Annotated in this window: 25 protein-coding genes and 1 pseudogene; 21 read left to right on the top strand and 5 right to left on the bottom strand. The window is 70.4% G+C overall.

Annotation, left to right across the window (positions count from 1 at the left end; genetic code table 11):
- Positions 1-29: 29 nt before the first annotated feature.
- Together ettA and KVY00_RS15365 are read left to right on the top strand one after the other, a co-directional pair.
- The gene (ettA, locus tag KVY00_RS15360; protein ID WP_223043724.1) at positions 30-1709 is read left to right on the top strand and encodes an energy-dependent translational throttle protein EttA; all 1680 of its coding nucleotides are present in this window, start codon (positions 30-32) and stop codon (positions 1707-1709) included.
- 87 nt (positions 1710-1796) lie between these two features.
- A complete protein-coding gene (locus KVY00_RS15365) occupies positions 1797-2264 on the top strand; it encodes an acyl-CoA thioesterase (RefSeq protein ID WP_223043725.1) in 468 nt (155 codons plus the stop codon).
- Between the two features lie 20 nt (positions 2265-2284).
- Here the strand turns inward: KVY00_RS15365 and KVY00_RS15370 are convergent, their stop codons facing one another.
- The gene (locus KVY00_RS15370; protein WP_223043726.1) at positions 2285-3154 is read right to left on the bottom strand and encodes an acyl-CoA thioesterase; all 870 of its coding nucleotides are present in this window, start codon (positions 3152-3154) and stop codon (positions 2285-2287) included.
- A 67-nt stretch (positions 3155-3221) separates the two neighbouring features.
- Here KVY00_RS15370 and KVY00_RS15375 point away from each other — a divergent pair, with 67 nt between their 5' ends.
- The 7 genes and pseudogenes from KVY00_RS15375 to KVY00_RS15405 all read left to right on the top strand — a co-directional run bounded on the left by KVY00_RS15375 (position 3222) and on the right by KVY00_RS15405 (position 11845).
- A complete protein-coding gene (locus KVY00_RS15375) occupies positions 3222-3869 on the top strand; it encodes a hypothetical protein (protein WP_223043727.1) in 648 nt (215 codons plus the stop codon).
- A gap of 87 nt (positions 3870-3956) precedes the next feature.
- Positions 3957-4205: pseudogene (rpoZ, locus tag KVY00_RS15380) on the top strand (DNA-directed RNA polymerase subunit omega); the annotation flags it as partial.
- A 274-nt stretch (positions 4206-4479) separates the two neighbouring features.
- On the top strand, positions 4480-5679 hold the full coding sequence (gene metK, locus KVY00_RS15385) for a methionine adenosyltransferase (RefSeq protein WP_223043729.1): 1200 nt from the start codon (positions 4480-4482) through the stop codon (positions 5677-5679).
- 6 nt (positions 5680-5685) lie between these two features.
- A complete protein-coding gene (locus KVY00_RS15390) occupies positions 5686-7827 on the top strand; it encodes a primosomal protein N' family DNA-binding protein (RefSeq protein ID WP_223043730.1) in 2142 nt (713 codons plus the stop codon).
- A 251-nt stretch (positions 7828-8078) separates the two neighbouring features.
- On the top strand, positions 8079-8993 hold the full coding sequence (locus KVY00_RS15395) for a methionyl-tRNA formyltransferase (RefSeq protein ID WP_223043731.1): 915 nt from the start codon (positions 8079-8081) through the stop codon (positions 8991-8993).
- A complete protein-coding gene (locus KVY00_RS15400; RefSeq protein WP_223043732.1) occupies positions 8990-10498 on the top strand; it encodes an RsmB/NOP family class I SAM-dependent RNA methyltransferase in 1509 nt (502 codons plus the stop codon). The genes KVY00_RS15395 and KVY00_RS15400 overlap by 4 nt, the downstream gene beginning before the upstream one ends.
- Positions 10499-10507: 9 nt before the next feature.
- Positions 10508-11845 (top strand): MFS transporter, encoded by a 1338-nt coding sequence (locus tag KVY00_RS15405; protein WP_223043733.1) that lies wholly within the window; start codon positions 10508-10510, stop codon positions 11843-11845.
- Between the two features lie 75 nt (positions 11846-11920).
- Here KVY00_RS15405 and KVY00_RS15410 read toward each other — a convergent pair whose 3' ends face one another.
- The 4 genes from KVY00_RS15410 to KVY00_RS15425 form a co-directional block, all read right to left on the bottom strand.
- Entirely contained in the window at positions 11921-12814 is an 894-nt protein-coding gene (locus KVY00_RS15410; RefSeq protein ID WP_223043734.1) for a DNA-3-methyladenine glycosylase family protein, read from the bottom strand.
- Positions 12811-13455 carry a DNA-3-methyladenine glycosylase I gene (locus KVY00_RS15415; protein WP_223043735.1) on the bottom strand — a complete coding sequence of 215 codons (645 nt, stop codon included), beginning with the start codon at positions 13453-13455 and terminating at the stop codon, positions 12811-12813. Before KVY00_RS15415 ends, KVY00_RS15410 begins: the two co-directional genes overlap by 4 nt.
- Positions 13456-13512: 57 nt before the next feature.
- Entirely contained in the window at positions 13513-14184 is a 672-nt protein-coding gene (locus KVY00_RS15420; RefSeq protein ID WP_223043736.1) for an alpha-ketoglutarate-dependent dioxygenase AlkB family protein, read from the bottom strand.
- Positions 14185-14397: 213 nt separating this feature from the next.
- Complete coding sequence (locus KVY00_RS15425) at positions 14398-15969, bottom strand: hypothetical protein (RefSeq protein ID WP_223043737.1); 1572 nt, start codon at positions 15967-15969, stop codon at positions 14398-14400.
- Positions 15970-16027: 58 nt separating this feature from the next.
- Between KVY00_RS15425 and rpe the strand changes: the two genes are divergently transcribed.
- From rpe to lgt, 12 genes are all read left to right on the top strand, one after another.
- Positions 16028-16690, top strand: a complete 663-nt coding sequence (gene rpe, locus KVY00_RS15430; protein WP_223043738.1) for a ribulose-phosphate 3-epimerase — start codon at positions 16028-16030, stop codon at positions 16688-16690.
- A gap of 21 nt (positions 16691-16711) precedes the next feature.
- Positions 16712-16975: a phosphoribosyl-ATP diphosphatase gene (locus KVY00_RS15435; protein WP_223043739.1), complete on the top strand. Its 264-nt coding sequence runs from the start codon at positions 16712-16714 to the stop codon at positions 16973-16975.
- A gap of 94 nt (positions 16976-17069) precedes the next feature.
- Positions 17070-17912 (top strand): ATP phosphoribosyltransferase, encoded by an 843-nt coding sequence (hisG, locus tag KVY00_RS15440; protein WP_223043740.1) that lies wholly within the window; start codon positions 17070-17072, stop codon positions 17910-17912.
- Between the two features lie 8 nt (positions 17913-17920).
- Positions 17921-18700, top strand: coding sequence for an imidazole glycerol phosphate synthase subunit HisF (gene hisF / locus KVY00_RS15445; RefSeq protein ID WP_223043741.1), 780 nt, complete (start codon positions 17921-17923; stop codon positions 18698-18700).
- Positions 18697-19077 (top strand): phosphoribosyl-AMP cyclohydrolase, encoded by a 381-nt coding sequence (gene hisI, locus KVY00_RS15450; protein WP_223043742.1) that lies wholly within the window; start codon positions 18697-18699, stop codon positions 19075-19077. The genes hisF and hisI overlap by 4 nt, the downstream gene beginning before the upstream one ends.
- Positions 19074-20678, top strand: a complete 1605-nt coding sequence (locus tag KVY00_RS15455) for an anthranilate synthase component I (RefSeq protein ID WP_223043743.1) — start codon at positions 19074-19076, stop codon at positions 20676-20678. The genes hisI and KVY00_RS15455 overlap by 4 nt, the downstream gene beginning before the upstream one ends.
- Positions 20668-21240, top strand: coding sequence for a Trp biosynthesis-associated membrane protein (locus KVY00_RS15460; protein ID WP_223043744.1), 573 nt, complete (start codon positions 20668-20670; stop codon positions 21238-21240). The genes KVY00_RS15455 and KVY00_RS15460 overlap by 11 nt, the downstream gene beginning before the upstream one ends.
- A gap of 304 nt (positions 21241-21544) precedes the next feature.
- Complete coding sequence (locus KVY00_RS15465) at positions 21545-21778, top strand: HGxxPAAW family protein (protein WP_223043745.1); 234 nt, start codon at positions 21545-21547, stop codon at positions 21776-21778.
- A 1-nt stretch (position 21779) separates the two neighbouring features.
- Positions 21780-22550: an indole-3-glycerol phosphate synthase TrpC gene (gene trpC / locus KVY00_RS15470; RefSeq protein ID WP_223043746.1), complete on the top strand. Its 771-nt coding sequence runs from the start codon at positions 21780-21782 to the stop codon at positions 22548-22550.
- Between the two features lie 71 nt (positions 22551-22621).
- Positions 22622-23860 (top strand): tryptophan synthase subunit beta, encoded by a 1239-nt coding sequence (gene trpB, locus KVY00_RS15475; protein ID WP_223043747.1) that lies wholly within the window; start codon positions 22622-22624, stop codon positions 23858-23860.
- Positions 23857-24651, top strand: coding sequence for a tryptophan synthase subunit alpha (gene trpA, locus KVY00_RS15480; RefSeq protein WP_223043748.1), 795 nt, complete (start codon positions 23857-23859; stop codon positions 24649-24651). Before trpB ends, trpA begins: the two co-directional genes overlap by 4 nt.
- 72 nt (positions 24652-24723) lie before the next feature.
- A complete protein-coding gene (lgt, locus tag KVY00_RS15485; protein WP_223043749.1) occupies positions 24724-25719 on the top strand; it encodes a prolipoprotein diacylglyceryl transferase in 996 nt (331 codons plus the stop codon).
- The last annotated feature ends 32 nt before the right edge of the window (positions 25720-25751 follow it).

Here is a 25751-nt window from a genome sequence, read left to right on the forward strand (position 1 = left end):
TCGGGGCGCTCTCGCGCCCGAGAAAGCATATGGCTGAGTACATTTACCAGATGGTTCGCGCCCGCAAGGCGGTGGGCGAGAAGCTCATTCTCGACGACGTGACGATGGCGTTCCTGCCCGGCGCCAAGATCGGCATGGTCGGCCCGAACGGTGCGGGCAAGTCGACCATCCTGAAGATCATGGCCGGTCTCGACACCCCGTCGAACGGCGACGCCGCGCTCGCCCCCGGCTACAGCGTCGGCATCCTGATGCAGGAGCCGGAGCTCGACGAGTCGAAGACCGTGCTCGAGAACATCCAGGAGGGCATCGCCATCAAGGCGAAGGTCGACCGCTTCAACGAGATCTCGGCGCTCATGGCCGAGCCCGACGCCGACTTCGACGCGCTCCTCGCCGAGATGGGCGTGCTGCAGGAGGAGATCGACGCGGCCGACGGCTGGGATCTCGACAACCAGCTCGAGCAGGCGATGGACGCGCTGCGCACGCCTCCGGGCGACGCCGAGGTGAAGCATCTCTCGGGCGGTGAGAAGCGCCGCGTCGCGCTGTGCCGCCTGCTGCTGCAGAAGCCCGACCTCCTCCTGCTCGACGAGCCCACCAACCACCTCGACGCCGAGAGCGTGCTGTGGCTCGAGCAGCACCTGCAGAAGTACCCGGGCGCCGTGATCGCGATCACGCACGACCGGTACTTCCTCGATAACGTGGCCGAGTGGATCGCCGAGGTCGACCGCGGCCGCCTCATCGGCTACGAGGGCAACTACTCGACCTACCTGGAGCAGAAGGCCGCGCGACTCGAGGTCCAGGGCAAGAAGGACCAGAAACTGCAGAAGCGCCTCAAGGAGGAGCTCGAGTGGGTGCGCTCGAACGCGAAGGGCCGCCAGGCCAAGTCGAAGGCGCGTCTGGCACGCTACGAGGAGATGGCGGCTGAGGCCGAGCGCACGCGCAAACTCGACTTCGAGGAGATCCAGATCCCGGCGGGTCCGCGCCTCGGCAACGTGGTCATCGAGGCGAAGAACCTCGAGAAGGGCTTCGGCGATCGCAAGCTCATCGACGGCCTCTCGTTCTCGCTGCCGCCGAACGGCATCGTGGGTGTGATCGGCCCGAACGGCGTCGGCAAGACCACGCTGTTCAAGACGATCGTCGGCCTTGAACCGCTCGACGGCGGCGAGCTGAAGATCGGCGAGACCGTGCAGATCAGCTACGTCGACCAGAACCGCGCCAACATCGACCCCGAGAAGAACCTCTGGGAGGTGGTGAGCGACGGGCTCGACTTCATCACGGTCGGCAAGACCGAGATCCCCTCGCGCGCCTACGTCTCGAAGTTCGGCTTCAAGGGCCCGGATCAGCAGAAGAAGGCCGGAGTGCTGTCGGGCGGTGAGCGCAACCGCCTCAACCTCGCGCTGACGCTGAAGCAGGGCGGCAACCTGCTGCTGCTCGACGAGCCGACCAACGACCTCGACGTCGAGACCCTGCAGTCGCTCGAGAACGCGCTGCTCGAGTTCCCCGGCTGCGCCGTGGTCATCACGCACGACCGGTGGTTCCTCGACCGCATCGCGACGCACATCCTCGCCTACGAGGGCACCGAGGAGAACCCGGCGAACTGGCACTGGTTCGAGGGCAACTTCGAGGCGTACGAAGCGAACAAGATCGAGCGTCTCGGCGCCGAGGCCGCCAAGCCCTCGCGCGTCACCTACCGCAAGCTGACGCGCGACTAGCATCTGCCTCGAGAGGCGGATCTCCCGCGTTCGATCCCCGGATCGGCGGTGAGGTCCGCCTCTCGGCCCCTATCGAGAGGAACGATCATGGCACGCGTGCACGTCGACATGGAGCTTCGCTGGGGCGACCAGGACGCTTACGGTCACATCAACAACGTGACCTACGCCCGGTACCTCGAGGAGGCGCGCGTGCGCACCTTCGAGCTCGGCTCGGCGCGCGAGCGCACGGGCATGGAGCATCAATTCCGCGGAGAGGGGCCTCAGCCCCTGAAGACGCTGGTCGCGAACCAGCAGATCGAGTTCCTGCGTGTTCTGGAGTATGCTGCGCAGCCCATCACGGTCGAGCTGTGGGTGGGGAAGCTCGGGGGGTCGAGCCTGGAGATCCACTACGAGATCGTCGACGGTTCGCACGCGGAGCGTACCGTCGCGGCGCGCGCGATCACCACGCTCGTGGTCGTCGACGGGAATACTCTGAAGCCCGTGCGCCTGAGCGACGAGGGGCGCGCCTCGGTGGAGCCCTGGACCGACGAGCCGCTGCGGATGCGGCGGGGCTGAACCGCGGATCCCGTGCTCTCCTACGTCGTCTCGGGGAGCCGGATCATGCTCTCCTGCGAAACGCTCGCCACCAGCTCGCCGTCGCGGTTGTAGAACCGGCCGTGGGTGAGCCCTCGCCCGCCCTGAGAGGTGGGTGACTCGAGCTCGTAGAGCAGCCACTCGTCGACGCGGAACGGCCGGTGGAACCACATGGCGTGGTCGAGACTGGCGGCCCGCATCCCGGGGGTGGCCCACGGGATCCCGTGCCGCCGCGCGATCGGCTCGAGCAGCAGGTAGTCGCTCGCGAACGCGAGTGCCGCGCTCTGCAGCAGGGCGGGCGCGTCGAAGGTGTCGCGGCTGCGCATCCACACGCGCTGGTGGCTCACCTGCTCGGCGACCTCGAGCACCATGTCGGATTCGATGTAGCGGAAGTCGAAGGGGCGGTTCAGCATCCACGACGCCCGGCCGCTGCCGCTGAGGTGCCCGTACCTCTCCCATACGCTGGGCAGCGACTCGGGCTCGGGAAGTCCTGTGAGATCGACGGGTTCCTGATGCTCGAGTCCGGTGTCGAGGCTCTGGAACGACGAGATCATCGACATCAGCACCTCGCCGTTCTGATACGCCTGCACGCGGCGGGTGGAGAAGGAGCGGCCGTCGTGGAGGCGGGCGACCTCGAAGGTCATGCGCTCCTCGCTCTCCCCTGGCCGCAGGAAGTACCCGTGCATGGAGTGCAGCAGCCGATCCTCGGGGGCCGTGGCGCCGGCAGCGGCGATGGCCTGGCCGAGCACCTGGCCGCCGAAGGAGCGGCCGTGCGGCGTGGGGAAGGCGGGGCCCGTGAGGATGTCCTCCCGGGTGCGCGCCCCGGAGTCGAGTACCGAGAGCATGTTGAGCAGGTCTGGGAAGGCAGTCATGGTTCCTCCTGTCGGCAGCTCAGCTGCGGGTCTGTTCCACCTTATCGGCCCCGCTAGGCTGGGGTGAATGGCTGCCTTGCTTTCCCTCGCCGACCACGCGACTCGCGATGACCTGCGCATCTTCCTGGAGCGCCTGCTGCGTGCAGGGGAGGCGGAGGTGCGGATCGCCTCGCGGGGGAGCGCGTTCGCCGTATACGGGTGCACGCAGGCGCCGAGGGGGATCACCGATCCGGTTCCTGTCGTGCTCGTGATGCGGGCATTCGCGCTGGCGGAGGAGCCGGAGGCCGCCGTCGACGCCACGGTCCAGGCGAGGGCGTTGCTCGACCGCATCGCGAGGCTCGGGATCGCAGGCCTCGCGCTCGACGTGCCCGATGTCACTGCCATGGCGGCTTGGGCGGGCGTGCTGCCGCCGGTCGCCGGGTGGACGCCCACGGCTGCGCTCGACGCGGGATCGCTCGCGAGGGCGGCTGAGGAGGGGATCGCGCGAGTGAGCGCGGCGCTGCCGCAAGACCCGGGAGAGGCCGTCGTGCAGCGCGTGCGGGCCTCGGTATGGGGCGCGGAGATCGCGCCCGGTCTTCCGGCGGCCGCGGCGTTCGCGGCCGAGGTCATGGGGTTTCTGCGAGACGAGGATCGCGTCCTGATGTCGCGTTCGCTCACCTGGACGAGGCTCACGTCGGGTAGGGGGCACGTGCTCGTCCGATCGCTGCTCGGTTGAGTCTCCAGCAGTCCGGACCGCCCCGTCCTCTCAGCGAAAATCACGTTCCTCGGCTAAGATGATCAGGTCAACTAGAGGAGTGTGTACATGGCCAACCCCAACGGCATCATCGATCCGCCCATCGACGATCTGCTCGAGAAGGTGGATTCGAAGTATGCTCTGGTGATCTTCGCCTCGCAGCGCGCCCGCCAGATCAACGATTACTACACGGATCTGCACGACGGCAATCTGTTCGACAATGTGGGGCCGCTCGTCGACTCGTCGGTCGACGACAAGCCGCTGTCGATCGCGCTGCACGAGATCGTCGAGGGCAAGATCGTCATGAACGAGCGCTCGGAGAGCGCCGTCGAGATGCTCGACGAGGCCTCGGCCGATGCTGCCGCCACGGTCGAGCAGGCACTCGAGACGATCGACCCGGCGGACTCCCCGGCGGAGTAGAGCACGACGCGGCGGGTGCGATCGCGAGACCCCGTCCGTTTCTTAACCGGGCGACATCCCCGCATCAATGTCAGTGGCGTCGGATAGCCTCAGCGCAGCAGCCTGAGCATCCGACGCCACTGGCATGTTCGGCGATCCCTGCCCACACCATCCCACGAGAAGGAGGCCCACCGTGAGCCTGCGCCAGTTCACCTCCGAGTCCGTCACCGAGGGGCACCCCGACAAGATCTGCGACCGCATCTCCGATTCGATCCTCGACGCCATGCTCGAGCAGGATCGCGGGGCCAGGGTGGCCGTGGAGACCCTCGTCACCACGGGGCTCGTGCATGTGGCGGGCGAGGTCTCGACCTCGGGCTACGTCGAGATCCCCCAGATCGTGCGCGACACCGTGCGCGAGATCGGCTACACGAGCTCGGAGATGGGGTTCGACGCCGCTTCGTGCGGGGTCTCGGTGTCGATCGGCCAGCAGTCCCCTGATATCGCTGGCGGGGTCGACTCCTCGCTCGAAGTGCGCAGCGGCGAGGTCGCCGGTGACGGCGACGACCTGAGCCGTCAGGGTGCGGGCGATCAGGGCATCATGTTCGGCTTCGCGACCGACGAGACGCCCGAGCTGCATCCGCTGCCGAGCTGGATCGCGCACCGCATGGCCGAGCGCCTCACCGAGGTGCGCAAGAGCGGCGCGCTGCCCGAACTGCGCCCGGACGGCAAGACGCAGGTGACGATCGGCTACGAGGGCGAGCGCGCGGTCAGCGTCGAGGCCGTGGTCGTGTCGACCCAGCATCACGCCGACATCTCGCAGCGGGCGCTGCAAGACGCGGTCGAGCGTCTTGTGGTTCGCCCCGTGCTCGAGCGCGTGGAGCTCGCGAGCGATGCCGCGAATCTGTTCATCAACCCCGCCGGCCCCTTCGTGGTCGGCGGCCCGATGGGCGATGCCGGGCTCACCGGCCGCAAGATCATCATCGACACCTACGGCGGCGCGAGCCGTCACGGCGGCGGTGCGTTCAGCGGAAAGGATCCGTCGAAGGTCGACCGCTCGGCCGCCTACGCGATGCGCTGGGTCGCGAAGCACGTCGTGCGCGCCGGCCTCGCGAAGCGCGCCGAGCTGCAGGTCGCATACGCCATCGGCCGGGCCCACCCGGTCGGTCTGTACGTCGAGACCTTCGGCACCGAGACGGTGCCACGTGAGCGCATCGAGTCCGCGGTGCGCGAGGTGTTCGACCTGCGTCCGCTCGCGATCATCCGCGACCTCGAGCTGCTGCGCCCCGTCTACGCGAAGACCAGCGCCTACGGGCACTTCGGGCGGGAGCTGCCCGAGTTCACCTGGGAGGCGACGCCGCGGGTGGCCGAACTGCGGGCCGCTGCCGGGGTGTAGGCCGTCGTGAGCGCGGCAGATGCGGGCGAAGAAGCCGCCGCACCCGCCGAGCGGGGTGCGGCGTTCGAGCGCGCCGAGGCGGCGAACGGCCGCCCGGTCGCCAGGGTGCTGCTCGACTCGGCGCTGCCGCAGCTCGACCACCTCTTCGACTACGCTGTGCCGCCAGAGCTGGCCGACGAACTGCGTGTCGGCCAACGTGTGCGGGTGCCCTTCCGGTCGAAGGACCGCCGCAGCTTCGGCTACGTCATCGAGTTCGCCGAGCGCAGTGATTTCGGCGGTGAGCTGTCGGCGATCGCCGACATCGTCACGCCGGTTCCGCAGCTGACGCCGGAGGTGTGGCGGCTCGCGAGGGCCGTCGCGGATCGCGCGGGCGGCTCGGCTGGTGACATCCTTCGCCTCGCGATCCCGACGCGCCAGGTACGGGTCGAGAAGAAGCACCTGGCCCGGACTGCACCGTCCGAGCCCGTCAAAGCCGCGCCTGCAGCAGCCGCGGTGGTACCGACCCCCGCAGAAGCCGCGCCCGCAGATGCCGTCGTGGCGCCGACCCCCGCTGATCCGGCCCTGGAGCCGACCCAGCCCGCGCCGGAAGACGGGATCGCAGCGGCTCTGATCGACGGCGCCAGGCTCGCGCTCACCTCGTCTCACGGTCCCGAGCGCCTGCACACGGGTGAGTGGGTGGGGGGCTGGGCCGCCCAGCTGGCGCGGCTCGCGATCGCGGTGCACGCTCGCGGGCGCAGCGCGATCCTCGTCGTACCCGACTATCGGGATCTCGATCAGGTTCGAGACGCGCTGGCGGCGCTCGGGCACACCGATGCGGTGCGGGTCGACTCGCGACAGTCGAACGCCGAGCGCTACGCCGGATTCCTCAGGGCGCTCGACCCCGAGCCTCGCATCGTGCTCGGCAACCGTTCGGCCGTCTACGCGCCCGCGCACCGGCTCGGCGCCATCATCCTGTGGGACGACGGCGATCCGGTGCTCGCTGAACCGCTCGCCCCCTACGTGCACGCCCGCGATGCCGCCCTCGTGCGCGCCGGGCAGTCGGGCGCGGGGCTCTTCTTCGCGTCTCACGCCCGCAGCTCCGAGGTGCAGCGGCTCGTCGACATCGGCTACGTGCGCGCTCAGCAGAACCCGCCGCGGCGCACCCGCATCGTGCACGCCGACGCATCGATGACCCCCGACGCGTTCGCGGGGCGCGTGCCCGAGTTCGCGGCTCGCACGATCAGGGAGGGGCTGCGCCACGGCCCGGTGCTCGTGCAGGTGGCGACTCCGGGATACGCCCCGGTCGCGGTGTGCACCGAGTGCGGCGACCTCGCCCGCTGCAACGCGTGCGGCGGCCCGATCGGATTCCGCGTGGTCGGCCGGGCGTCCTGCCGCTGGTGCGGCGAGCACGCCGAGGGGTGGCGCTGCACGACCTGCGACGGCCGTCGTCTCGAGGAGCGCGGCATGGGATCCGGTCGAACGGTCGAGCAGTTCGAGCGCCAGTTCGAGGGCGCGCGCGTGATCCTCAGCGACGGTGAGCACCCGAGGGAGCTCGTCGACGCGCGGCCCGCACTTGTGGTCGCGACCCGCGGTGCCGAGCCGCTCGCGGCGGGCGGATACCGGGCCGTCGTGCTGCTCGACGCGGAACGGCTGCTGAGTCTCGAGACGCTGCGGGCCGGCGAGGACTGCCTGCGCTGGTGGGAGAACGCGGCCGCGCTCGCGGCCCCCGACGGCATCTGCCTCATGGCTTCGGGCGGCGGACCCGTTGTGCGCGCGTTCGTCACGGGACGCACCGAGGAGTGGCTGCGGACCGAGCTGCGGGATCGCCATGCCCTCCGGTACCCGCCCGCCGTGCGCGTGGCGAGCGTCAGCGGCGGCCCCGACGAGGTCGAGCGCGCGCTGCGGCAGATCGCCGACCTGCCGGGCGTGGACCACCTCGGCCCGACGCCGATCCCTCCCGGCGGCGCGGCGAAGACGCCCCCGGGCCTGGTGCGCGCGATCGTGCGTTTCGACTATGCGCAGGGCGCGGAGGCCGCGAGTCGATTGCGGGGCGCCCTCGTGGCCGACGCCGCGGGGTCCTCGTCGCGCACTCGCGGGCGGGCGCCGGGCAGGGCCCGGCCCGAGGCGTTGAGGCTCCGCTTCGATGACCGCGGAGTGTTCGACGGGTAGGGGTGTGCCGGCTCCGTCGTTCAGGGAGGAGATCGCGATCTGCGCGGGTGATTCCCGGTGGAAACGCCCGCGTGGATGAGGAACTCCTACTTGGACGGCGCTGGGCCCTGAGTGGTGGAGGGCGCTGGGCACTGAGTGGTGGAGGGCACTGGGGGTGGAGGGCGCTGGAGGGCGCTGGGCCCTGAGCGGTGAAGGGTACCGAGCGGGGCGCTTCGAGTGTGAGGATGCCGCCGGGATGAGAGAATGGACGGATGCGGATCGTCTTTGCCGGAACCCCGGAGTTCGCCGTGCCCAGCCTGCACGCTCTCGCGGAAGCGGGGCACGAGGTCGCCGGTGTCATCACGCGCGAGGATGCGCCCCTCGGGCGCAAGCGGGTGCTCACCCCCTCGCCGGTCGCGGTCGCCGCGGCCGAGCTCGGGATCCCGACCCTCAAGGCGAACCGCCTCGACGAGACCGCGACCGAGTGGGTGCGGCGCCTCGCCCCGGAGCTGGGGGTGATCGTCGCCTACGGCGGTCTGGTGCGGGAGCCGCTGCTGAGCCTGCCCGAGCACGGCTGGATCAACCTGCACTTCTCGGAGCTGCCGCGGTGGCGCGGAGCAGCGCCGGTGCAGCGAGCGCTGCAGGCCGGCGAGCAGCGGCTGGGAGTGACGGTCTTCCGGCTGGTCGCGGCGCTCGACGCCGGCGATGTGCTCAGCCGCGACGCCCGTGAGTTCGAGCCGGGCACGTCTGCGGGCGACGCGCTCACGTCGCTCGCCGAGTTCGGCACGGGCGCGCTGCTCGCGGGGATCGACGCGCTCTCGGCGGATCCGGAGGCGGGCGAACCGCAGGCGGGCGAAGCGTCCTATGCGCACAAGCTGGTGCGCGACGACGGCCGGCTCGATCTCGCGCGCCCCGCGCGCGAGGTGCTCGCGCACTGGGCGGGGGTGACGCCCGAACCGGGGGCTTTCGCGATGCACGACGGCCTGCCCCTGAAGCTCCACGAGATCGCGTGGGCGGCCGCTGAACCGCCGACGCCCGTCGGATCGGTCAGCCTCATCGACGGGCGCGCGATCCTGCGCCTGTCTGAGGGTGCGCTCGTGCTCGATCGCGTGCAGCCCGCGGGCAAACCAGCGATGGAGGGCGCGGCCTGGCTGCGCGGCCGCGGAGGAAAGGCGGAACTGGCATGAACGCGAATGGAACGCAGGGCCCGCGACGCGGGCCCCGATCCGGCTCCCGCGATCACCACCGGCGGGGGCAGCAGAGGCATACGCCGCCGGCCCGGGTCAGCCCGGCCCGCATGGTCGCCTACGACGTGCTGCGCGATGTCGACGACCGCGACGCCTACGCGAACCTCGCGCTCTCCGCGAGGATCCGCGAGGCCCGTCTCGACGGCCGCGACGCCGCGCTCGCCACCGAACTCGCCTCCGGGGCGCTCCGCTGGCGCGGGCGCTACGACCGCATCGTCGAGCTCGCAGCCGACCGCGATGCCGAGCGCATCGACTCCCGCACGCTGAACGTGCTGCGTCTGGGGGCGCACCAGCTGCTCTCGATGCGCACCGCGGATCACGCGGCCGTCAACGAGAGCGTCGAGCTGCAGCGCCGCGTGGGCAACCGAGCAGCCGCCGGTTTCGTGAACGGGGTGCTGCGGGCGATCGGCCGAGCGTCGAACGCCGAGTGGGACGAGCGGATCACCGCGGCCTCCCGGAGCGAGGACGACGCGCTCGCCGCGACGACCTCGCACCCGGCCTGGGTGCTGCGCGCACTGCGCGACGCACTGCGTGCGGAGGGGCGTCAGCACGAGCTCGACGATCTGCTCGCCGCCGACAACGCCTCCCCGCGCGTGAGCCTCGCGCTGCTGCCGGGAGCCGACATCGACGCCGAGACCGCCGAGGCGCTCAGCATCGATACGCGCAGAGAGGAGGCGGCGCTCACCGCGAGCGGGCCGTCTCCGCTCGGGCTAGAGCTGACCGGAGGCGATCCCGCGCGCGCCATCGACTCCCTCGATCTCCCGGCCGGGGTCGTGCGGGTGCAGGATCAGGGATCGCAGCTGGCCGCGCTCGCGCTCAGCCGAGCGCGCGAGCCCCGGGCGGGGGAGCGGTGGCTGGACCTCTGCGCGGGCCCCGGGGGCAAGACGGCGGTGCTCGCGGCCGAGGCCGCACTCTCAGGAGCCGGTCTGCGGGCCAACGAGGTCTCCGAGCACCGAGCGGAGCTCGTGCGGCGCTCGGTCGAGGCGCACGCCGACGAAGTGGAGATCGTCTCTCATGACGGACGCGACGACGCGGCGTACGGCGGCTCGGACGCCCGCTTCGACCGGATCCTCGTGGACGCGCCGTGCTCCGGCCTCGGCGCGCTGCGCCGCAGACCCGAGGCGCGCTGGCGCAAGCGTCCCTCGGATCTTCCCGAGCTCACCTCTCTGCAGGCCGAGCTGCTCGACGCGGCCGTCGCACACCTCGCCGAGGGCGGCCTGCTGGCCTATGTGACCTGCTCGCCGCACCTCGCGGAGACGCGGGTGGTGGTGGATCGGCTGCTGCGCCGCCACTCCGAACTCCGCGAGCTCGACGCCGGAACGGTGCTCGGCCGCGTTGTACGCGCGCCGCTCGACCTGGCGGGCGAGAGGCTCAGCGCGCAGCTCTGGCCGCACCGGCACGGCACCGACGCGATGTTCGTCTCGCTCTTCGAGCGCGGGTCCTGAAACCGCATCATGCGAGTCTTCCTGCACCTGCTCGTGAACACGGCGGTCGCGAACCTCACCACTAACTTCCTGTGGTTCGCAGTGGTGTTCTGGGTGTTCATCGAGACTCGCAGCATCCTCGCGACCGGTGTGCTGGGCGGCGCCTACATGCTCATCATCGCGCTCAGCTCGATGTACTTCGGCAGCATGGTCGATCGCTTCCGCAAGCTGCGCGTCATGCGGATCTCGGCGTGGATATCGCTGACCGCGTTCGTCATCGCCTGCGTGATGTTCTTCGCGCTCGGCGAGGCGGCACTGCTCGATCTCGCGGGACCGGGCTTCTGGGTGTTCGCGGTGATCGTGCTCATCGGCTGCGTCGTGGAACTGCTGCGCAACCTCGCACTCTCGACCACGGTGACGCTGCTGGTGCCGACAGAGCGCCACGCCAACGCCAACGGTCTCGTGGGCACCGTGCAGGGGCTCGCGTTCATCGCCACGAGCGTCTTCAGCGGGTTGTCCGTGGGCATGCTGGGGATGGGGCCCACCATGCTCATCGCCGCGGTGTGCACGGCGATCCCGCTCGCGCACCTGCATCTGATCCGCGTCGCCGAACCCGAGATCGTGAGCGAACCCGGTCGAAAGGCCGTCGACTTCCGCGGCGGTTTCGTCGCGGTCCTCGCCGTGCCCGGGCTGCTCGCCCTCATCATCTTCACCACCTTCAACAACCTCACGGGCGGCGTCTTCATGGCCTTGCTCGATCCGTACGGCCTGACGCTGTTCCCGGTCGAGGCGTGGGGCATCCTGTTCGGCCTCGCCTCAACGGGGTTCGTCGTGGGCGGCGCGATCGTGGCGAAGTGGGGGCTCGGCAGGAACCCGATCCGCACGATGCTCGTCCTCGTCGCCCTCACCGGAGTGATCGGCGGACTCTTCACGCTGCGGGAGTGGGGTTGGCTCTTCGTCGTCGGCATCTGGCTGTTCATGATCCTGATGCCCGCGATCGAGGCGGCCGAGCAGACGGTGATCCAGCGCGTCGTGCCCTACGAGAAGCAGGGTCGCGTGTTCGGGTTCGCCATGACCTTCGAGGCCGCCACGGCGCCCATCACCTCGTTCCTCATCGCTCCCGTCGCGGAGTTCTGGATCGTGCCCTACATGGAACGCTCCGCGGGGCAGGACCGCTGGGGGTGGCTCCTCGGCGAGGGAGACGCGCGGGGTATCGCACTCATCTTCCTCTTCGCGGGGCTGCTCTCGATCGCGCTCGCCGTCGGAGCGGCGCTGACGCGCTCGTATCGGATGCTGTCGCGCAGTTACGTCGAGCATCCGGAGGGGGCGTCGGATCTGCCGGGCGCGTCGAGCGCACCACCTTCCTGACCCCGGCGCTCCTTCCGGCGGGATCCGACCCCCACCGGGCAGACGCCCCGGTCAGAGCGGATGCGAGATCCGGGATCAGAGGGATCGCGCCCAGAGCCGCGAGGCTGCGTAACTGCGGTACGGACTCCACGACTCGACGCGCGCAGCGTCGGCACCTGGGCCGGATACGGCCAGGGTGCGGCGCAGCACGGCGTCCGTCAGCGGGAACGCGTCCGGGTCACCGCCCGCACGGATCGCGAGATAGTCCAGCGTCCACGGCCCGATACCGCGGACCCTGCGCAGATCGGCTCGTGCCGGCAGCGCTGCGCTGTCGTCCGCCTCGGAGAAGAGCACGGCGACCTCGTGCACGGTGCGTGCTCGGGCCCCGGTGAGCCCGACCGCCGCACGCAACTCTTCGACGGGCGTGGCTGCGAGGATCGCCGGCGAGGGGAAACACCGGAGCCCCGAGTTCTGGTCGCCCGCGGTCGGGTGGGTGCCGTAGGCGGGGGTGCCGTAGGCGGCGACGAGCCGGGCCGCGAAGCGTCGCCCGGCGGCGAGGGAGACCTGCTGGCCGAGCACGGTGAGGATGACCGCTTCGAACGGGGCGTGGAATCGGGTGATCCTGATGCCCGGCCGCGACGCGACCTGCTCGGTGAACACCGAGTCCACGCCGAGGCGGGCGTTGACGGGCGCGAGGTCGGTATCGAGATCGAACCAGTGCCGCACCAGTGAGGCGATCTCGGCGTTGACGCCCGTGTCATGGGTCGCTGTCGCTATGGTCGCGCCGTCCGCGTCGAGCCGCACGACAACCCGGTGCGCGTCGCCGTGGACGTCGATCCAGCGGGTCAGCCCCGCCGCGCCGAGGTCGACCCGGTGCAGACCGTCGACGGCGTGAGCGGCGAGGGTGCCGAGCGCCGCGTCATGGTCGAATGGGCCGTCGGCGTCGATCCTGATCTGCGAGACGGCGCTCGTGCGGGCCTCGGCGCTCATGCGGGCCAGACGCCGGAGGAGCCGCGGCGGTGCGAGCCGACGAGGTGGGTGTCGATGATCCCGATTGCCTCCATCAGCGCGTACATCGTCGTGGGGCCGACGAACGCGAACCCTTCCTTGCGCAGCGCCTTGGAGAGTGCCGAAGACTCGGGCGACTTGGTGGGGATCTCCGCGAACGTGCGCGGTGCGGGCGTCTCGGACGGCTGGAATGACCAGATGAACTCGGCCAGCCCGCCCTTCTCGCGCAGCCGGATCGTCGCGTTCGCGTTCGTGATCGCGGCGAGGATCTTCGCACGGTTCCGCACGATCCCCGCATCGGCCATGAGTCGTTCGATCTCCGCCTCCCCGTAGCGGGCGACCCGTTCGGGGTCGAAGCCGTCGAACGCGGCGCGGAACGCGGGCCGCTTGCGCAGGATCGTCGCCCACGACAGCCCGGCCTGGAACGCTTCGAGGCTGACGCGCTCGTACACCCCCTGCTCGTCGCGGACGGGCATGCCCCACTCGGTGTCGTAGTAGTCGCGCAGCATCGGGTCGACGCTCGCCCAGGCAGGGCGTGCGAGCCCGTCCTCGCCGATGACGATGCCGGGATCGTCTGTCGCGGCGGGTGCTTCGGTGGGAGTCGTGGGGGTCAAATCTGACATCCTTCGTTCGTGCGGTGCAGTGTTCATTCGGTGCAGTCGCGGCGACGGGGCGGGTTGTCAGCCATCGAGGCCGGTGACCCGCATGGTGATGTTGATCCTCCCGGACTCCAGTCCGCAGCCCTCGGGGGCGGTGCCGGGGTAGACCTTCGGGATGCCGTGATAGGCGAGCCGGGAGGGGCCGCCGAACACGAACAGGTCGCCGGAGGCGAGATCGATGTCCTGGTAGGGCTTGTTGCGAGTCTCGGTGTTGCCGAAGCGGAACCGGCAGGTGTCTCCGATCGACAGCGACACCACCGGGGCGAGGGATCGCTCGTCCCTGTCCTGGTGCATGCCCATCCGGGCGGTGTCGTCGTAGAAGTTCACCAGAGCCGTGTCGGGTGTGTAGTCGTCGCCCGCGTGCGGGTCTCCGGTCGCCGCGACGAGCGCCTTGCGCCCCAGGCGCACCATCCAGTCGGGGAAGTCGAGCACCCGGTTGCCGTTCACGTCGACGGCCTCGCGGGTGTACTCATAGGGCCTCCAGTGCCAGCCGAGACAGACCGTGCGCACGCTCATCTCGTGCCCGCGCACCTTCGCCGCGCGGATCGGTACGGGCCCGTTCGTCCACTCGTGGAAGCGGGCGACGATCCAGCGCTGCTGCTCCAGGGTCAGCCAGCCCGGCACGTAGTGCGCGCCCTCGGGCAGCTCCGGTGCGGGTCGGTCGATCATGTCGTCTCCGAACAGGGCGCTCATCGGATGCTCCTCCACGTCTCGCTCGTGCGTTCGTACTGCCTTCTCCAGTGCCAGAAGCGTCTCACACAGTAGACGCAGCGGCACTGGCGAACGTGAGAAGCCGTGGCGTCGCATCCTTCACGAGGGCGCGACCGCTCACCCCTCGGAGGGTGTTTCGGCCCGCGCCGCGAATCGGTCTTCAGGATCCGTGAGCCCGCGGGGAGCCGGTGAGGATCACTCCCAGGTGACGCGGGGCTCCTCATCTGAGAAGTCGACGTAGGGATGCAGCAGGTCTCCGCTCGAGTACAGGGTGCCGCTGATGAGCTCACCCCCGCGGTCGGCCTCGATGCGGGTCGAGATGTAGATGTAGTCGTAGGTCGTGACGCGGGCGGGATCGGCGTAGTCGGGTGAGGGGGTCAGCTCGTCGAGTGCGCGTTCGCCCTCGGCGGCGAGTGCGCGCTGCGCGCTGCCCTCGATCGGGATCGCTCCGTCGTCGAGCGGTGCCGAGACGTCGAGGCCGCAGGGGGTGCTCAGCGCGGGCATCGCGAGGCATTCCTCGAGCGAGGCGCGCACCAGCCGCCGGAACTCCTCGGTGCGCGCCTCCGTGAGCGCCGGCTCCGCCGTGTGCAGCGGGGCCGCGTCCTCCGACACGGCGACGGAGAGCACATCGAGCGGCTCACCCTCGACGGCGAGGTCGAAGGAATCGACGCCGAGCTCGATCTCGTAGGCGCCCGGGAAGACGAGCGGCTGATCGCTGCCCGGGGGTACTCCGTTCACCGAGGGGTCGAGCTCGTCGAACGCCGAGAGGGGGAGCGCGACGAGCGCGTCGGAGAGGATCCACTCGTCGTCGGTGCGCCACACGGTGAAGTCTCGGTTCACCGAGCGGTCGCCGAGCCTGAAGGTCGCATTCACCACGGCCCGCGTTGGCTCGTCGGGTGTGATGGTCTTGACCGCCGTCACGGTGATCGGAGCGAGGCTCCGCGAGCGGGCGAGCACGTCATCGATGAGCAGCGGGTCGCTCGCGTCGGCCCCGGCGAGGCGAACGGCCGTGTCGGCGTCGCCGTCGGCGAGGGCGGTCAGGAACAGTTCCACCGCATCCTCCGCGGTTGCGGTCTGCGCCGCGTCGGGAGACGGCTCGGCGTCCGAGCCGTCTCCCGCGAGCGACGGCGCCACGAAGACGAGCAAGAACAGCACCACGGCCAGCACACCGGCGCCCACGATGCCGATGATCGCGCCTCGTGAGAGGCCGGATCCCTTCGACGGCGCGCCGCCGATTGTCGTCGAAGGGGACGCGGCCGGGGCCTGCGGCGACGGCTGGACCGATTGCGGCGCCTGCTGTGCTTGCTGACGCGGTTCCAAGGGCTGCTGGGGCTGCTGGGGCGGCTGCTGCGCCTGAGCGTGCTGCGCTGCCTGAGCCTGCTGTGCCTGCGCTTGAGCCTGGTGCTGCGCTTGCGCCTCACGCTGCTCCTGCTGCGTGGCCTGGGCCTGAACGGACGGCGTCTCGAAGACCGACGTGAAACCGCCCTCGTGCGGAGCCGCGAAGGAGCCGTCCGTCGGCTGCGTCGCACGCAGCGGATCCTGCCCCAATGTGAACCCCGGCGGGAGGGTGATCTCGGGCGGCAGGATGCCGGGCGACGGCGGAAGCCCGGCGGGAAGCGAGAGCCCCGGGGGAGCGTCGGAGAACAGCCTCGGCTCCTCGGGCGCGGGCGGAGACGCCGATTCTCCCGGCTCGGTGCGCGGGGCTTCGGGGCTCACCGGCTCCGCGCCACCCGCATCGGCGCCCGCATCCCCGCTCGCTTCGCTCATGACTCCACCATAACGAGGTGGGGGAGGGCATGGGCGCTCGCCCTCTAGACTGGGAGCCGTGACCGCGCAGCGCATCAACCCGAGCATCCTGTCCGCCGACTTCGTCAATCTGCAGGCCGAACTCGAGGCCATCGCCTCGGCGGATCTCGTGCACGTCGACGTCATGGACAACCATTTCGTGCCCAACCTCACCATGGGGCCGCCGGTCGTCGAGCGTATCCAGGCGGTGTCGCCGATCCCGCTCGACGTGCACCTCATGATCTCGGACGCCGACCGCTGGGCCCCCGGGTACGCCGAGCTCGGCGCATACTCCGTCACCTTCCACGCGGAGGCCGCGGAGGATCCGGTCGGGCTCGCCCGCCGCCTTCGCGATATCGGCGCCCGCGCCGGCATCGCGCTGAAGCCGGGCACCGACCCCGAGCCCTATCTCGAACTGCTGCCGGAGTTCGACCAGGTGCTGGTCATGACCGTCGAGCCCGGTTTCGGCGGCCAGTCGTTCATGCCCGACATGATGCCCAAGCTGCGCCGCTTCGCCGAGGCGAAGGCCGCATCGGGCCTCGACGTCTGGCTGCAGGTCGACGGCGGTATCTCGAAGGACACGATCGGGATCGCGGCGGAGGCCGGAGCCGACACCTTCGTGGCGGGTTCGGCGGTCTACGGCGGTGTGCCGGAGGAGCGGATCGCGGAGCTCAGGCTCGCCGCAGCGGCTCATCGGCACTGAGCGGCACTGTAGTGTAGTCGTGTGAAATCGTTCGAGGACCTGTTCGCCGAGTTGAGTGAGAAGGCCGCGGCGCGGCCGGCGGGAAGCGGCACCGTGCAGCAGCTCGATGCCGGCGTGCATGCGATCGGCAAGAAGGTGGTCGAGGAGGCCGCCGAGGTGTGGATGTCGGCCGAGTACGAGAGCGACGCAGCCTGCGCCGAGGAGATCAGCCAGCTGCTCTACCATCTGCAGGTGCTGATGCTCGCCAAGGGCCTGAAGCTCGAGGACGTCTACAAGTATCTGTGAGCGACCTCGCCGACCCGACCGGGTCGGCAGGGGTCTCCCCAGCACACTCAGCGATCGGTTCCCCGACCGGTCGCGCGACACACGAAGGAACCCCATGCTGCGCATCGCCGTTCCCAATAAGGGATCGCTCTCCGAGATCGCCGCCGAGATGCTCGCCGAGGCGGGGTACTCGGGGCGCCGGGACAGCCGGAAGCTCGTGCACACCGATGCCCGCAACGGCGTCGAGTTCTTCTATCTGCGCCCCCGCGATATCGCCACCTACGTGGGGTCGGGCGCGCTGCACGTCGGGATCACGGGGCGGGACCTGCTGCTCGATTCGGGTTCGGCCGCGTCGGAGATCGAGGCACTCGACTTTGCCGATTCGACGTTCCGGTTCGCCTCGCCGTCGGGCGGCGGGATCACCGAGCTCGAGCACCTCGACGGCAAGCGGGTCGCGACGAGCTACCCGAAGCTCGTCGACGACTTCCTGCGCGCCCGGGGCATCGTGTCCGAGCTGGTGAAGCTCGACGGCGCCGTGGAGTCGGCCGTGCAGCTCGGCGTCGCGGACGCGGTGGCCGACGTGGTGTCGACCGGGGCCACGCTGCGCGCGGCGGGCCTCGAGATCTTCGGACCCGTGATCCTCGAGTCCACGGCGGTGCTCATCGGCGGCCCCACCGAGCACGCCGACGTCGAGCGACTCCTGCGCCGCCTGCGCGGCGTACTGGTGGCACGCAAGTACGTGATCATGGACTACGACCTGCCGGTCGATCAGCTCGAGGCCGCGACCCGGGTGGCGGGCGGCATCGAATCGCCCACGGTCTCGCCGTTGAAGGATGAGCGCTGGGTCGCGGTGCGCGTGATGGTCCCCTCCGACGAGGCGAACCAGATCATGGATCGCCTCTACGATCTCGGCGCGCGCGCCATTCTGGTGACCGCGATCCACGCCGCGCGGCTGTAGGGGACGGCATGAGCATCGCAACACGCGTGATCCCCTGCCTCGACGTGGCCGCGGGCCGCGTGGTGAAGGGCGTGAACTTCCTCAACCTGCGCGACGCGGGGGACCCGGTCGAGCTGGCCGCGAAGTACGCCGAGCAGGGGGCCGATGAGATCACCTTCCTCGACGTGACGGCGACGGTCGACGATCGGTCCACCACTTACGAGGTCGTGCAGCGCACGGCGGAGCAGGTGTTCATCCCGCTCACCGTCGGCGGCGGCGTGCGCGGCGTCGAGGATGTGGCGCGGCTGCTCGGCGTCGGGGCCGACAAGGTCGGCATCAACAGCGGAGCCATCGCGAGACCCGAGGTGATCGGGGAGATCGCGGATCGCTTCGGGTCGCAGGTGCTCGTGCTGTCCCTCGACGTGAAGCGCTCCCCGCGCACGCCGAGCGGTTTCGTCGTGACCACGCACGGCGGCAAGCGCGAGACCGACCTTGACGCGCTGGAGTGGTGCCGGGAGGCGCTCGACCGCGGAGCCGGCGAGCTGCTCGTCAACTCGATGGACGCCGACGGCACGCTCGCCGGGTTCGATCTCGAGCTCACCCGCAGGGTGCGCGAGCTCTCGGAGGTGCCCGTCATCGCGTCGGGCGGCGCCGGTGCGCTGGAGCACTTCGCACCCGCGGTCGAGGCCGGTGCCGACGCGGTGCTCGCGGCCTCGGTCTTCCACGACGGCACGTTCACGGTCGGCGAGGTGAAGCGTGCGCTCCGCGATGCGGGGGTCACCGTTCGGCTGGAGGGAGTCGCCGCATGACGCATATCGATCCGGTGCCCGCCGATCTGAAGTTCGACGACGCCGGCCTGCTGCCCGCGATCATCCAGGACGACGAGTCGGGCGAGGTGCTGATGCTCGCGTGGATGGATCGCGAGGCGATCCGCCGCACCCTCACGAGCGGCCGCGTGACCTTCTGGTCGCGGTCGCGGCAGGAGTACTGGCGCAAGGGAGACACCTCGGGCCATCGGCAGTACGTGCGCTCGGTCGCGATGGACTGCGACGGCGACACGCTGCTCGTGCGCGTGATCCAGCTCGGGGCGGCCTGCCACACGGGCACGCGCAGCTGCTTCACCGGACGCGATGTTCCGGCTCTCGTCGGAGATCCCGGCGAGAGCAGCGGTAGTCTGGAGCGGTGACACTGACGACCACGCGCGCCGCCTTCGACGCCGCGCGCGCCTCCCACGCCGTGATCCCCGTCTGCCGCGAGGTCTTCGCCGATGCAGACACGCCGGTCGGCATCTACCGCAAGGTCGCCGCCTCTCGCCCGGGCACGTTCCTGCTCGAATCGGCCGAGCAGGGCGGCGTCTGGACGCGCTTCAGCTTCGTCGGAGCCGGAAGCTTCGGGGTGCTGGGGGAGCGCGACGGGCGCGCTCACTGGGCCCCGGGTGCGGGGATCGACGGGGACATCTGCGGGATCGACGAGCAGCGCCTGCTGCCGGGAGGGGTGAGCGGACTCGCCCCCGTCGAGGCGCTGCGCGCCGTCTACGAGCGCTGGCGCGCCCCCCAGGTCGATGGCCTTCCGCCGCTCGCGAGCGGATTCGTCGGTTATCTCGGCTGGGAGACGGTGCGGCAGTTCGAGCGCCTCGAGCACGGCCCGAGCGAGGGGCCCGGGCTGCCCACGCAGGGGCTCAGCTTCGTCTCGGAGCTCGTGGTCATCGACCACCGCGAGGGCAGCGTGGTGCTGCTCGCGAACGTGCTGAACGACGGCGCGCTCGGCGATCCCGAGTCTCGGACCGCGACCGCCGACGAGCAGTGGACCGATGCGCAGGCGCGACTCGACCGGCTGCAGCGCGCGCTCGCGACTCCCGTCGCCTCGCCGCTCGGCGAGCTCGACCGGGGCGCGATGCCCGAGCCTCGCCGGGTCTGGGGCATCGACGGCTACAAGGCTGCGGTCGAGCGGGCGAAGCAGTACATCGTCGACGGCGACATCTTCCAGGTCGTGCCCTCCCAGCGCTTCGACCAGGAGTGCACCGCCGACCCGCTCGACGTCTACCGCGTGCTGCGGCACCTCAATCCGAGCCCCTACCTCTACCTGCTGCAGTGCGAGGACGCCGCGGGGCGCCCGTTCGCCGTCGTCGGCTCGAGCCCCGAGGCGCTCGTGACGGTGCAGGAGAGCGGGCACGTGATGACGCACCCCATCGCGGGCTCGCGACCGCGCGGCGCGACGGTGGACGAGGATCAGCAGCACGAGCGCGAGCTGCTCGCCGACGACAAGGAGCGCGCCGAGCACCTCATGCTCGTCGACCTCGCGCGCAACGACCTGCTGCGAGTGTGCGACCCCTCGAGCGTCGGCGTGACGGAGTTCATGCGCGTCGAGCGCTTCAGCCACATCATGCACATCGTCTCGACCGTGGAGGGCGTGCTGCGCGACGGGCAGAACCCCGTCGACGCGCTGCGCGCGACCTTCCCCGCGGGCACCCTGAGCGGGGCGCCGAAGCCGCGGGCGCTGCAGATCATCGACGAGTTCGAGCCGGTGCAGCGGGGCGTCTACGGCGGCGTGGTGGGCTACTTCGGCCTGGGTGGCGCGGCCGATCTCGCGATCGCGATCCGCACCGCGACGATTCGCGACGGCATCGCGATGGTGCAGGCGGGAGGCGGGATCGTGGCCGACTCGGTGCCCGAGCTCGAGGAGCAGGAGTCGCGCAACAAGGCCGCCGCACCGCTTCGCGCGATCGCGATCGCGAACACGCTGCGCGAGCTCGCGCCCGCCGCGACAGGCGGATCCGATGCGCGCTAAGCCCCTCTCCCTCGGCGGGATCGCTCTCTCGGGAGCCCTCGCGCTGCTCGCCGGATCGCAGACCTGGGTCTCATTCATGCTCGACGGCACGCACTCCGTCGAGACGGTGACCGGTCACGAGATCAATGCGGCGCTGTCGCCCGTCTCGATCGCGATCATCGCGGCCGCCCTCGCGCTCACCATCGCCGGCCCGGTCTTCCGGCGCGTGCTCGGCGGGCTCGTCGCGCTGCTCGGCGCGGGACTCGTCGCGCTCACCGCCACTGCCGTCGTCTCGCCCGCGGCCGCGATCTCCGGTCGTGTGACCGAGCTCACCGGCATCGCCGGCGACGACGGGGCGGGAGTGATCTGGAGCAGCCTCTCGGGGTGGGCCTGGGCGGGCGCGGCGGCGGGGGTCCTCGCGGCGGTGCTCGGGATCGCGGTCATCGTCACCGGCGGTCGCTGGGGCGTCGCCGGCCGCAAGTACGACTCCGCGGCGAAGCCGACGCGGGCTGAGGGCGCGCCGGACCGCATCTCGGACTGGGACTCGCTCTCCGAAGGCGGTGACCCGACTTCGTCGGATTGAGTCATCCTGCACCGCGAGCGGGGGCGCTCGCGGCGGCGTGGCCGCGAAACGCTTCGCGTTTCCCCGAGCGGCCGGCCGGGCGGTGACCCGACTTCGTCGGATTGAGCGCCGTTCGTCCCCGGCCGCAACTTCGGAGCTCACCGGTATTTCGGACCGAACCCTAGTGATCTGATCCGAAATACGGGCGAGCTCCGAAATACGGGGTGGGGATCCCTCTCGGCAGACGCAGGGGGCGAAACCACGCCCGAACCCGACGGAGATATCCGGTAGGCTGGGACCGTTCAAGTCTGTTCAGAGGAGATTCATGAGTACCCAGCACGGAGACCCTGGTCACGGTGATTCGCCGGCCGCATGGACGGCGGTCGTGGTGATGCTGATCGGCATCGCGGCCGGCACCGTCTTCTTCTTCCTGCACAATGCGACCATGGTGTGGGTGTGCGCCGGTGTGGTCGTCGTCGGCTGGATCCTCGGCTGGATCCTCTCCAAGGCCGGCTTCGGCGTGAACGGCCCGCGGTTCAGCCCCAAGTCGCACGACTGAGGTGCTCGAGAACCTGCTCGCGGGCTCGCTCGAAGACGCGAAGGCCCGCAGAGAACTCCGCTCCTATGCCCAGCTCGAAGCGGAGGCGCTCGAACGTGCTGCGGCTCTCGACGCGCTGGAAGCGCTCGCTCCCGCCGAGCACATGAAGGTGATCGCCGAGGTCAAGCGCGCGAGCCCGTCTCGCGGTCACCTCGCAGAGATCGCCGAACCGCACGCTCTCGCCGCGCAGTACGAGGCGGGCGGAGCGAGCGCGGTCAGCGTGCTGACCGAGGAGCGCAAGTTCAAGGGGTCGCTCGCCGACCTCGAGGCCGTGCGCAAGGCCGTGAGCATCCCGGTGCTGCGCAAGGACTTCATCGGCGACGAGTACCAGGTGCTCGAGGCCCGCGCGGCCGGTGCCGATCTGGTGCTGCTGATCGTCGCTGCCCTGCCTCAGGACCGCCTCGAGCGCCTGCACGACATGATCCGCGAGCTCGGCATGACCCCGCTCGTCGAGGCGCACTCGGCCGATGAGGTCGCACGCGCGGTCGATCTCGGCTCGCAGCTCATCGGCGTCAACGCTCGCGACCTGCGCACCTTCGAGCTCGACCGAGAGCTGTTCGGCCGCGTCGCCGACCAGATCCCGGCGGGCGTCGTGCGCGTCGCGGAGTCGGCGGTGCTCGACGTCTCGGACGTGGAGCGCTATCGGGAGGCGGGCGCCGACGCCGTGCTCGTGGGCGAGGCGCTCGTCACGGGCGATCCCGTCGCGACGCTGCAGGCCTACCTCAGCGTCTGACCGGTCGCGCGATCCCCACCCCATCCGATCCCATGCTCGGCAGGCCGAGCATCCGAACCGAGTAGGTCGATATGACAGAGCAAACGGGCGGGATTACCAGTCTCCGCGACCAGCACGGGCCGTTCTTCGGCGACTACGGCGGGCGGTACATGCCCGAGTCGCTCATCGCGGCGATCGACGAACTCACCGAGGCGTACGAGGCAGCCAAGAACGACCCCTCGTTCCAGGCGGAGCTGCTCGAGCTGCTCGCCTCGTACGCCGGGCGCCCCTCGCCGATCACCGAGGTGCCCCGCTTCGCCGAGCACGCGGGCGGGGCGCGCATCTTCCTGAAGCGCGAGGATCTGAACCACACCGGCTCGCACAAGATCAACAATGTGCTCGGCCAGGCCCTGCTCACGAGGCGTCTCGGCAAGACCCGCGTCATCGCCGAGACGGGCGCCGGCCAGCACGGCGTCGCCACCGCCACCGCGGCCGCCCTCTTCGGGCTCGAGTGCACCATCTACATGGGCGAGGTCGATACCGAGCGGCAGGCGCTCAACGTCGCTCGGATGCGGCTGCTCGGCGCCGAGGTGGTGCCCGTCAAGGCGGGCTCCCGCACCCTCAAGGACGCGATCAACGAGGCCTACCGCGACTGGGTCGCGAGCGTCGACCGCACGAACTACATCTTCGGCACGGCTGCCGGCCCGCACCCATTCCCGGCGATGGTGCGCGACTTCCAGAAGATCATCTCCGAAGAGGCCCGCGCGCAGCTGCTCGAACGCACCGGGCGTCTGCCCGACGCCGTCGTCGCGTGCGTCGGCGGCGGCTCGAACGCGATCGGCATGTTCGACGCGTTCCTCGACGACGAGGGCGTGAAGATCTACGGCGTCGAGGCGGCGGGCGAGGGGGTGGAGACCGAGCGGCAGGCGGCATCCATCGAGCGCGGACGCCCGGGCGTGCTGCACGGTGCGAAGACCTATGTGCTGCAGGACGAGGACGGGCAGACGATCGAGTCGCACTCGATCTCGGCGGGCCTCGACTACCCCGGGGTCGGGCCCGAGCACTCCTGGCTCGCCGACATCGGCCGCGTCGATTACATCCCCGCGACCGACGACGAGGCGATGCAGGCGCTGCGCCTGCTCAGCCGCACCGAGGGCATCATCCCCGCGATCGAGTCGGCCCACGCGCTCGCCGGCGCGATCCGCATCGGCCGCGAGCTCGGCCCCGACGCGATCATCGCGGTGAGCCTGTCCGGCCGCGGCGACAAGGACATGGCGACCGCGGGCCGATACTTCGGCCTGCTCGACGGCGGAACGGAGCTCGAGGGATGAGCGCGCACGAATCACAGGTCGCGGGTGCGATCCGCGCCGCGAAGCAGGAGCGTCGCGGTGCGCTGATCGGATACCTGCCGGTCGGGTTCCCCGATCTCGACACGAGCGTCGACGCGGCCATAGCGATGGCGCGCAGCGGCGTCGACGTGCTCGAGTTCGGACTGCCGTACTCCGACCCCGTCATGGACGGTGCAGTGATCCAGGAGGCGACCCAGACCGCCCTCGCGGGCGGGTTCCGCGTCGCGGACGTCTTCGAGGCCGTGCGTCGCGTGCGCGAGGCGGTCGACATTCCCGTTCTCGTGATGACCTACTGGAACCCGGTGCTGCAGTACGGCGTCGAGCGCTTCGCGACGGCGCTGGCCGAGGCAGGAGGCGCTGGTCTCATCACGCCCGACATCACCCCCGATGCGGCGGGGGACTGGATCGAGATGAGTGACCGAATCGGGCTCGACCGCGTGTTCCTCGCGGCTCCCAGCTCGACCGACGAGCGCCTTCGGCTCGTCGTCGAGGCGTCGCGCGGCTTCGTCTACACCGTCTCGACCATGGGCATCACGGGCGAGCGCGCGCAGCTCGACGCCGCGGCTCGATCCCTCACCGCGCGCCTGCGCGAGCAGGGCGTCGACCTGGCATGCGTCGGCATCGGTCTGTCGACCGCCGAGCAGGTCGCTTCGGCCCTCGACTACGCCGACGGCGCCATCGTCGGCACGGCCTTCGTGCGCGCGCTGCGCGACGGCGGCGTCGAGCGGCTCGCCGAGGTGGTGCGGGAGATCGCTGCGGGCACGCGGCGGTAAGTGAAGCAACGACGATAGACTGAGGCTCATCGTGTGCCCGCGGGCACTGTGTGAGTTGCGAGAAAGCAGAGCATGATCCATCCGTTGAGTATCCCGAGTCCCGAGATGCAGTTCTTCCAGATCGGGCCGCTGCGCATCTACATCTATGCGCTGTGCATCATCGTCGGCATCATTCTCGCCGCGATCTGGACGGGCCGGCGCCTGTCGCAGCGCGGAGGCGAGAAGGGCGCGGTGCTCGACTTCATGGTGTGGTCGCTGGTGCTCGGCATCCTGGGGGCGCGCCTCTACCACGTGGTCACCCACTGGGGGGACTATTTCGGGGCCGGCAAGAACCCGCTCGAGATCTTCGCGTTCTGGAACGGCGGGATCGCGATCTTCGGCGCCCTGCTCGGCGGAGCGATCGGTGTGCTGGTCGCCTCCCGCATCACCGGGATCCGCTTCTGGTCCTTCGCCGATGCCCTCGTGCCCGGTCTGCTCATCGCGCAGGCCGTCGGCCGTCTCGGCAACTGGTTCAATCACGAGCTCTTCGGCGGGCCGACGACCCTGCCGTGGGGTCTCGAGATCGAGTCGAGCAACCCGGCGTTCCCCATCGGCCTGCCCGAGGGCACGCTCTTCCACCCGACGTTCCTCTACGAGGCGGTCTGGAATCTGCTGGGCATCATCGTGCTGCTCGCCATCGAGCGCAAGTGGCGTCCTCGCTGGGGCAAGTTCTTCGCGCTCTACCTGATCTGGTATGGCATCGGCCGCACCTTCACCGAGTCGCTGCGCGTCGATCCGAGCCTCCTCTTCCTCGGCATCCGCACCAATGTGCTCGCGGCGTTCCTCGCCGTCGTGCTGGGCGTGGTGATCCTGCTGGTGCAGCGCAGGCGCCACATCGGCCTCGAGCGCTCGGTCTACCTGCCGGGCCGCCGCAACCCCGCCGACTCGGTGCTCGCAGACACCGCCGACCCCGAGGAGTTCTTCCACGTTCTCCCCCACGGGGACGCCCCGGCCGTTCCCTTCGATGCAGCGTCATCGGCATCGCGGGAGTCGGCTGAGGACCCCGCCCAGCCGATCCGCACCGCCTGACCCGACGAACTTCCCATCAGCAAGGAGCCGAC

Source organism: Leucobacter tenebrionis (assembly GCF_019884725.1).
Lineage (GTDB): Bacteria > Actinomycetota > Actinomycetes > Actinomycetales > Microbacteriaceae > Leucobacter > Leucobacter tenebrionis.

Coding starts and splice junctions, on each gene's coding strand:
- KVY00_RS15425 (WP_223043737.1), bottom strand. CDS start 15,969: ATGAGCGAAGCGAGCGGGGATGCGGGCGCCGATGCGGGTGGCGCGGAG.
- trpA (WP_223043748.1), top strand. CDS start 23,857: ATGAGCGCGCACGAATCACAGGTCGCGGGTGCGATCCGCGCCGCGAAG.
- KVY00_RS15400 (WP_223043732.1), top strand. CDS start 8,990: ATGAACGCGAATGGAACGCAGGGCCCGCGACGCGGGCCCCGATCCGGC.
- KVY00_RS15370 (WP_223043726.1), bottom strand. CDS start 3,154: ATGACTGCCTTCCCAGACCTGCTCAACATGCTCTCGGTACTCGACTCC.
- KVY00_RS15410 (WP_223043734.1), bottom strand. CDS start 12,814: ATGAGCGCCGAGGCCCGCACGAGCGCCGTCTCGCAGATCAGGATCGAC.
- KVY00_RS15415 (WP_223043735.1), bottom strand. CDS start 13,455: ATGTCAGATTTGACCCCCACGACTCCCACCGAAGCACCCGCCGCGACA.
- ettA (WP_223043724.1), top strand. CDS start 30: ATGGCTGAGTACATTTACCAGATGGTTCGCGCCCGCAAGGCGGTGGGC.
- hisI (WP_223043742.1), top strand. CDS start 18,697: ATGACGCATATCGATCCGGTGCCCGCCGATCTGAAGTTCGACGACGCC.
- KVY00_RS15375 (WP_223043727.1), top strand. CDS start 3,222: ATGGCTGCCTTGCTTTCCCTCGCCGACCACGCGACTCGCGATGACCTG.
- KVY00_RS15460 (WP_223043744.1), top strand. CDS start 20,668: ATGCGCGCTAAGCCCCTCTCCCTCGGCGGGATCGCTCTCTCGGGAGCC.
- hisF (WP_223043741.1), top strand. CDS start 17,921: ATGAGCATCGCAACACGCGTGATCCCCTGCCTCGACGTGGCCGCGGGC.
- lgt (WP_223043749.1), top strand. CDS start 24,724: ATGATCCATCCGTTGAGTATCCCGAGTCCCGAGATGCAGTTCTTCCAG.
- trpB (WP_223043747.1), top strand. CDS start 22,622: ATGACAGAGCAAACGGGCGGGATTACCAGTCTCCGCGACCAGCACGGG.
- KVY00_RS15395 (WP_223043731.1), top strand. CDS start 8,079: ATGCGGATCGTCTTTGCCGGAACCCCGGAGTTCGCCGTGCCCAGCCTG.
- hisG (WP_223043740.1), top strand. CDS start 17,070: ATGCTGCGCATCGCCGTTCCCAATAAGGGATCGCTCTCCGAGATCGCC.
- KVY00_RS15420 (WP_223043736.1), bottom strand. CDS start 14,184: ATGAGCGCCCTGTTCGGAGACGACATGATCGACCGACCCGCACCGGAG.
- KVY00_RS15365 (WP_223043725.1), top strand. CDS start 1,797: ATGGCACGCGTGCACGTCGACATGGAGCTTCGCTGGGGCGACCAGGAC.
- KVY00_RS15465 (WP_223043745.1), top strand. CDS start 21,545: ATGAGTACCCAGCACGGAGACCCTGGTCACGGTGATTCGCCGGCCGCA.
- KVY00_RS15405 (WP_223043733.1), top strand. CDS start 10,508: ATGCGAGTCTTCCTGCACCTGCTCGTGAACACGGCGGTCGCGAACCTC.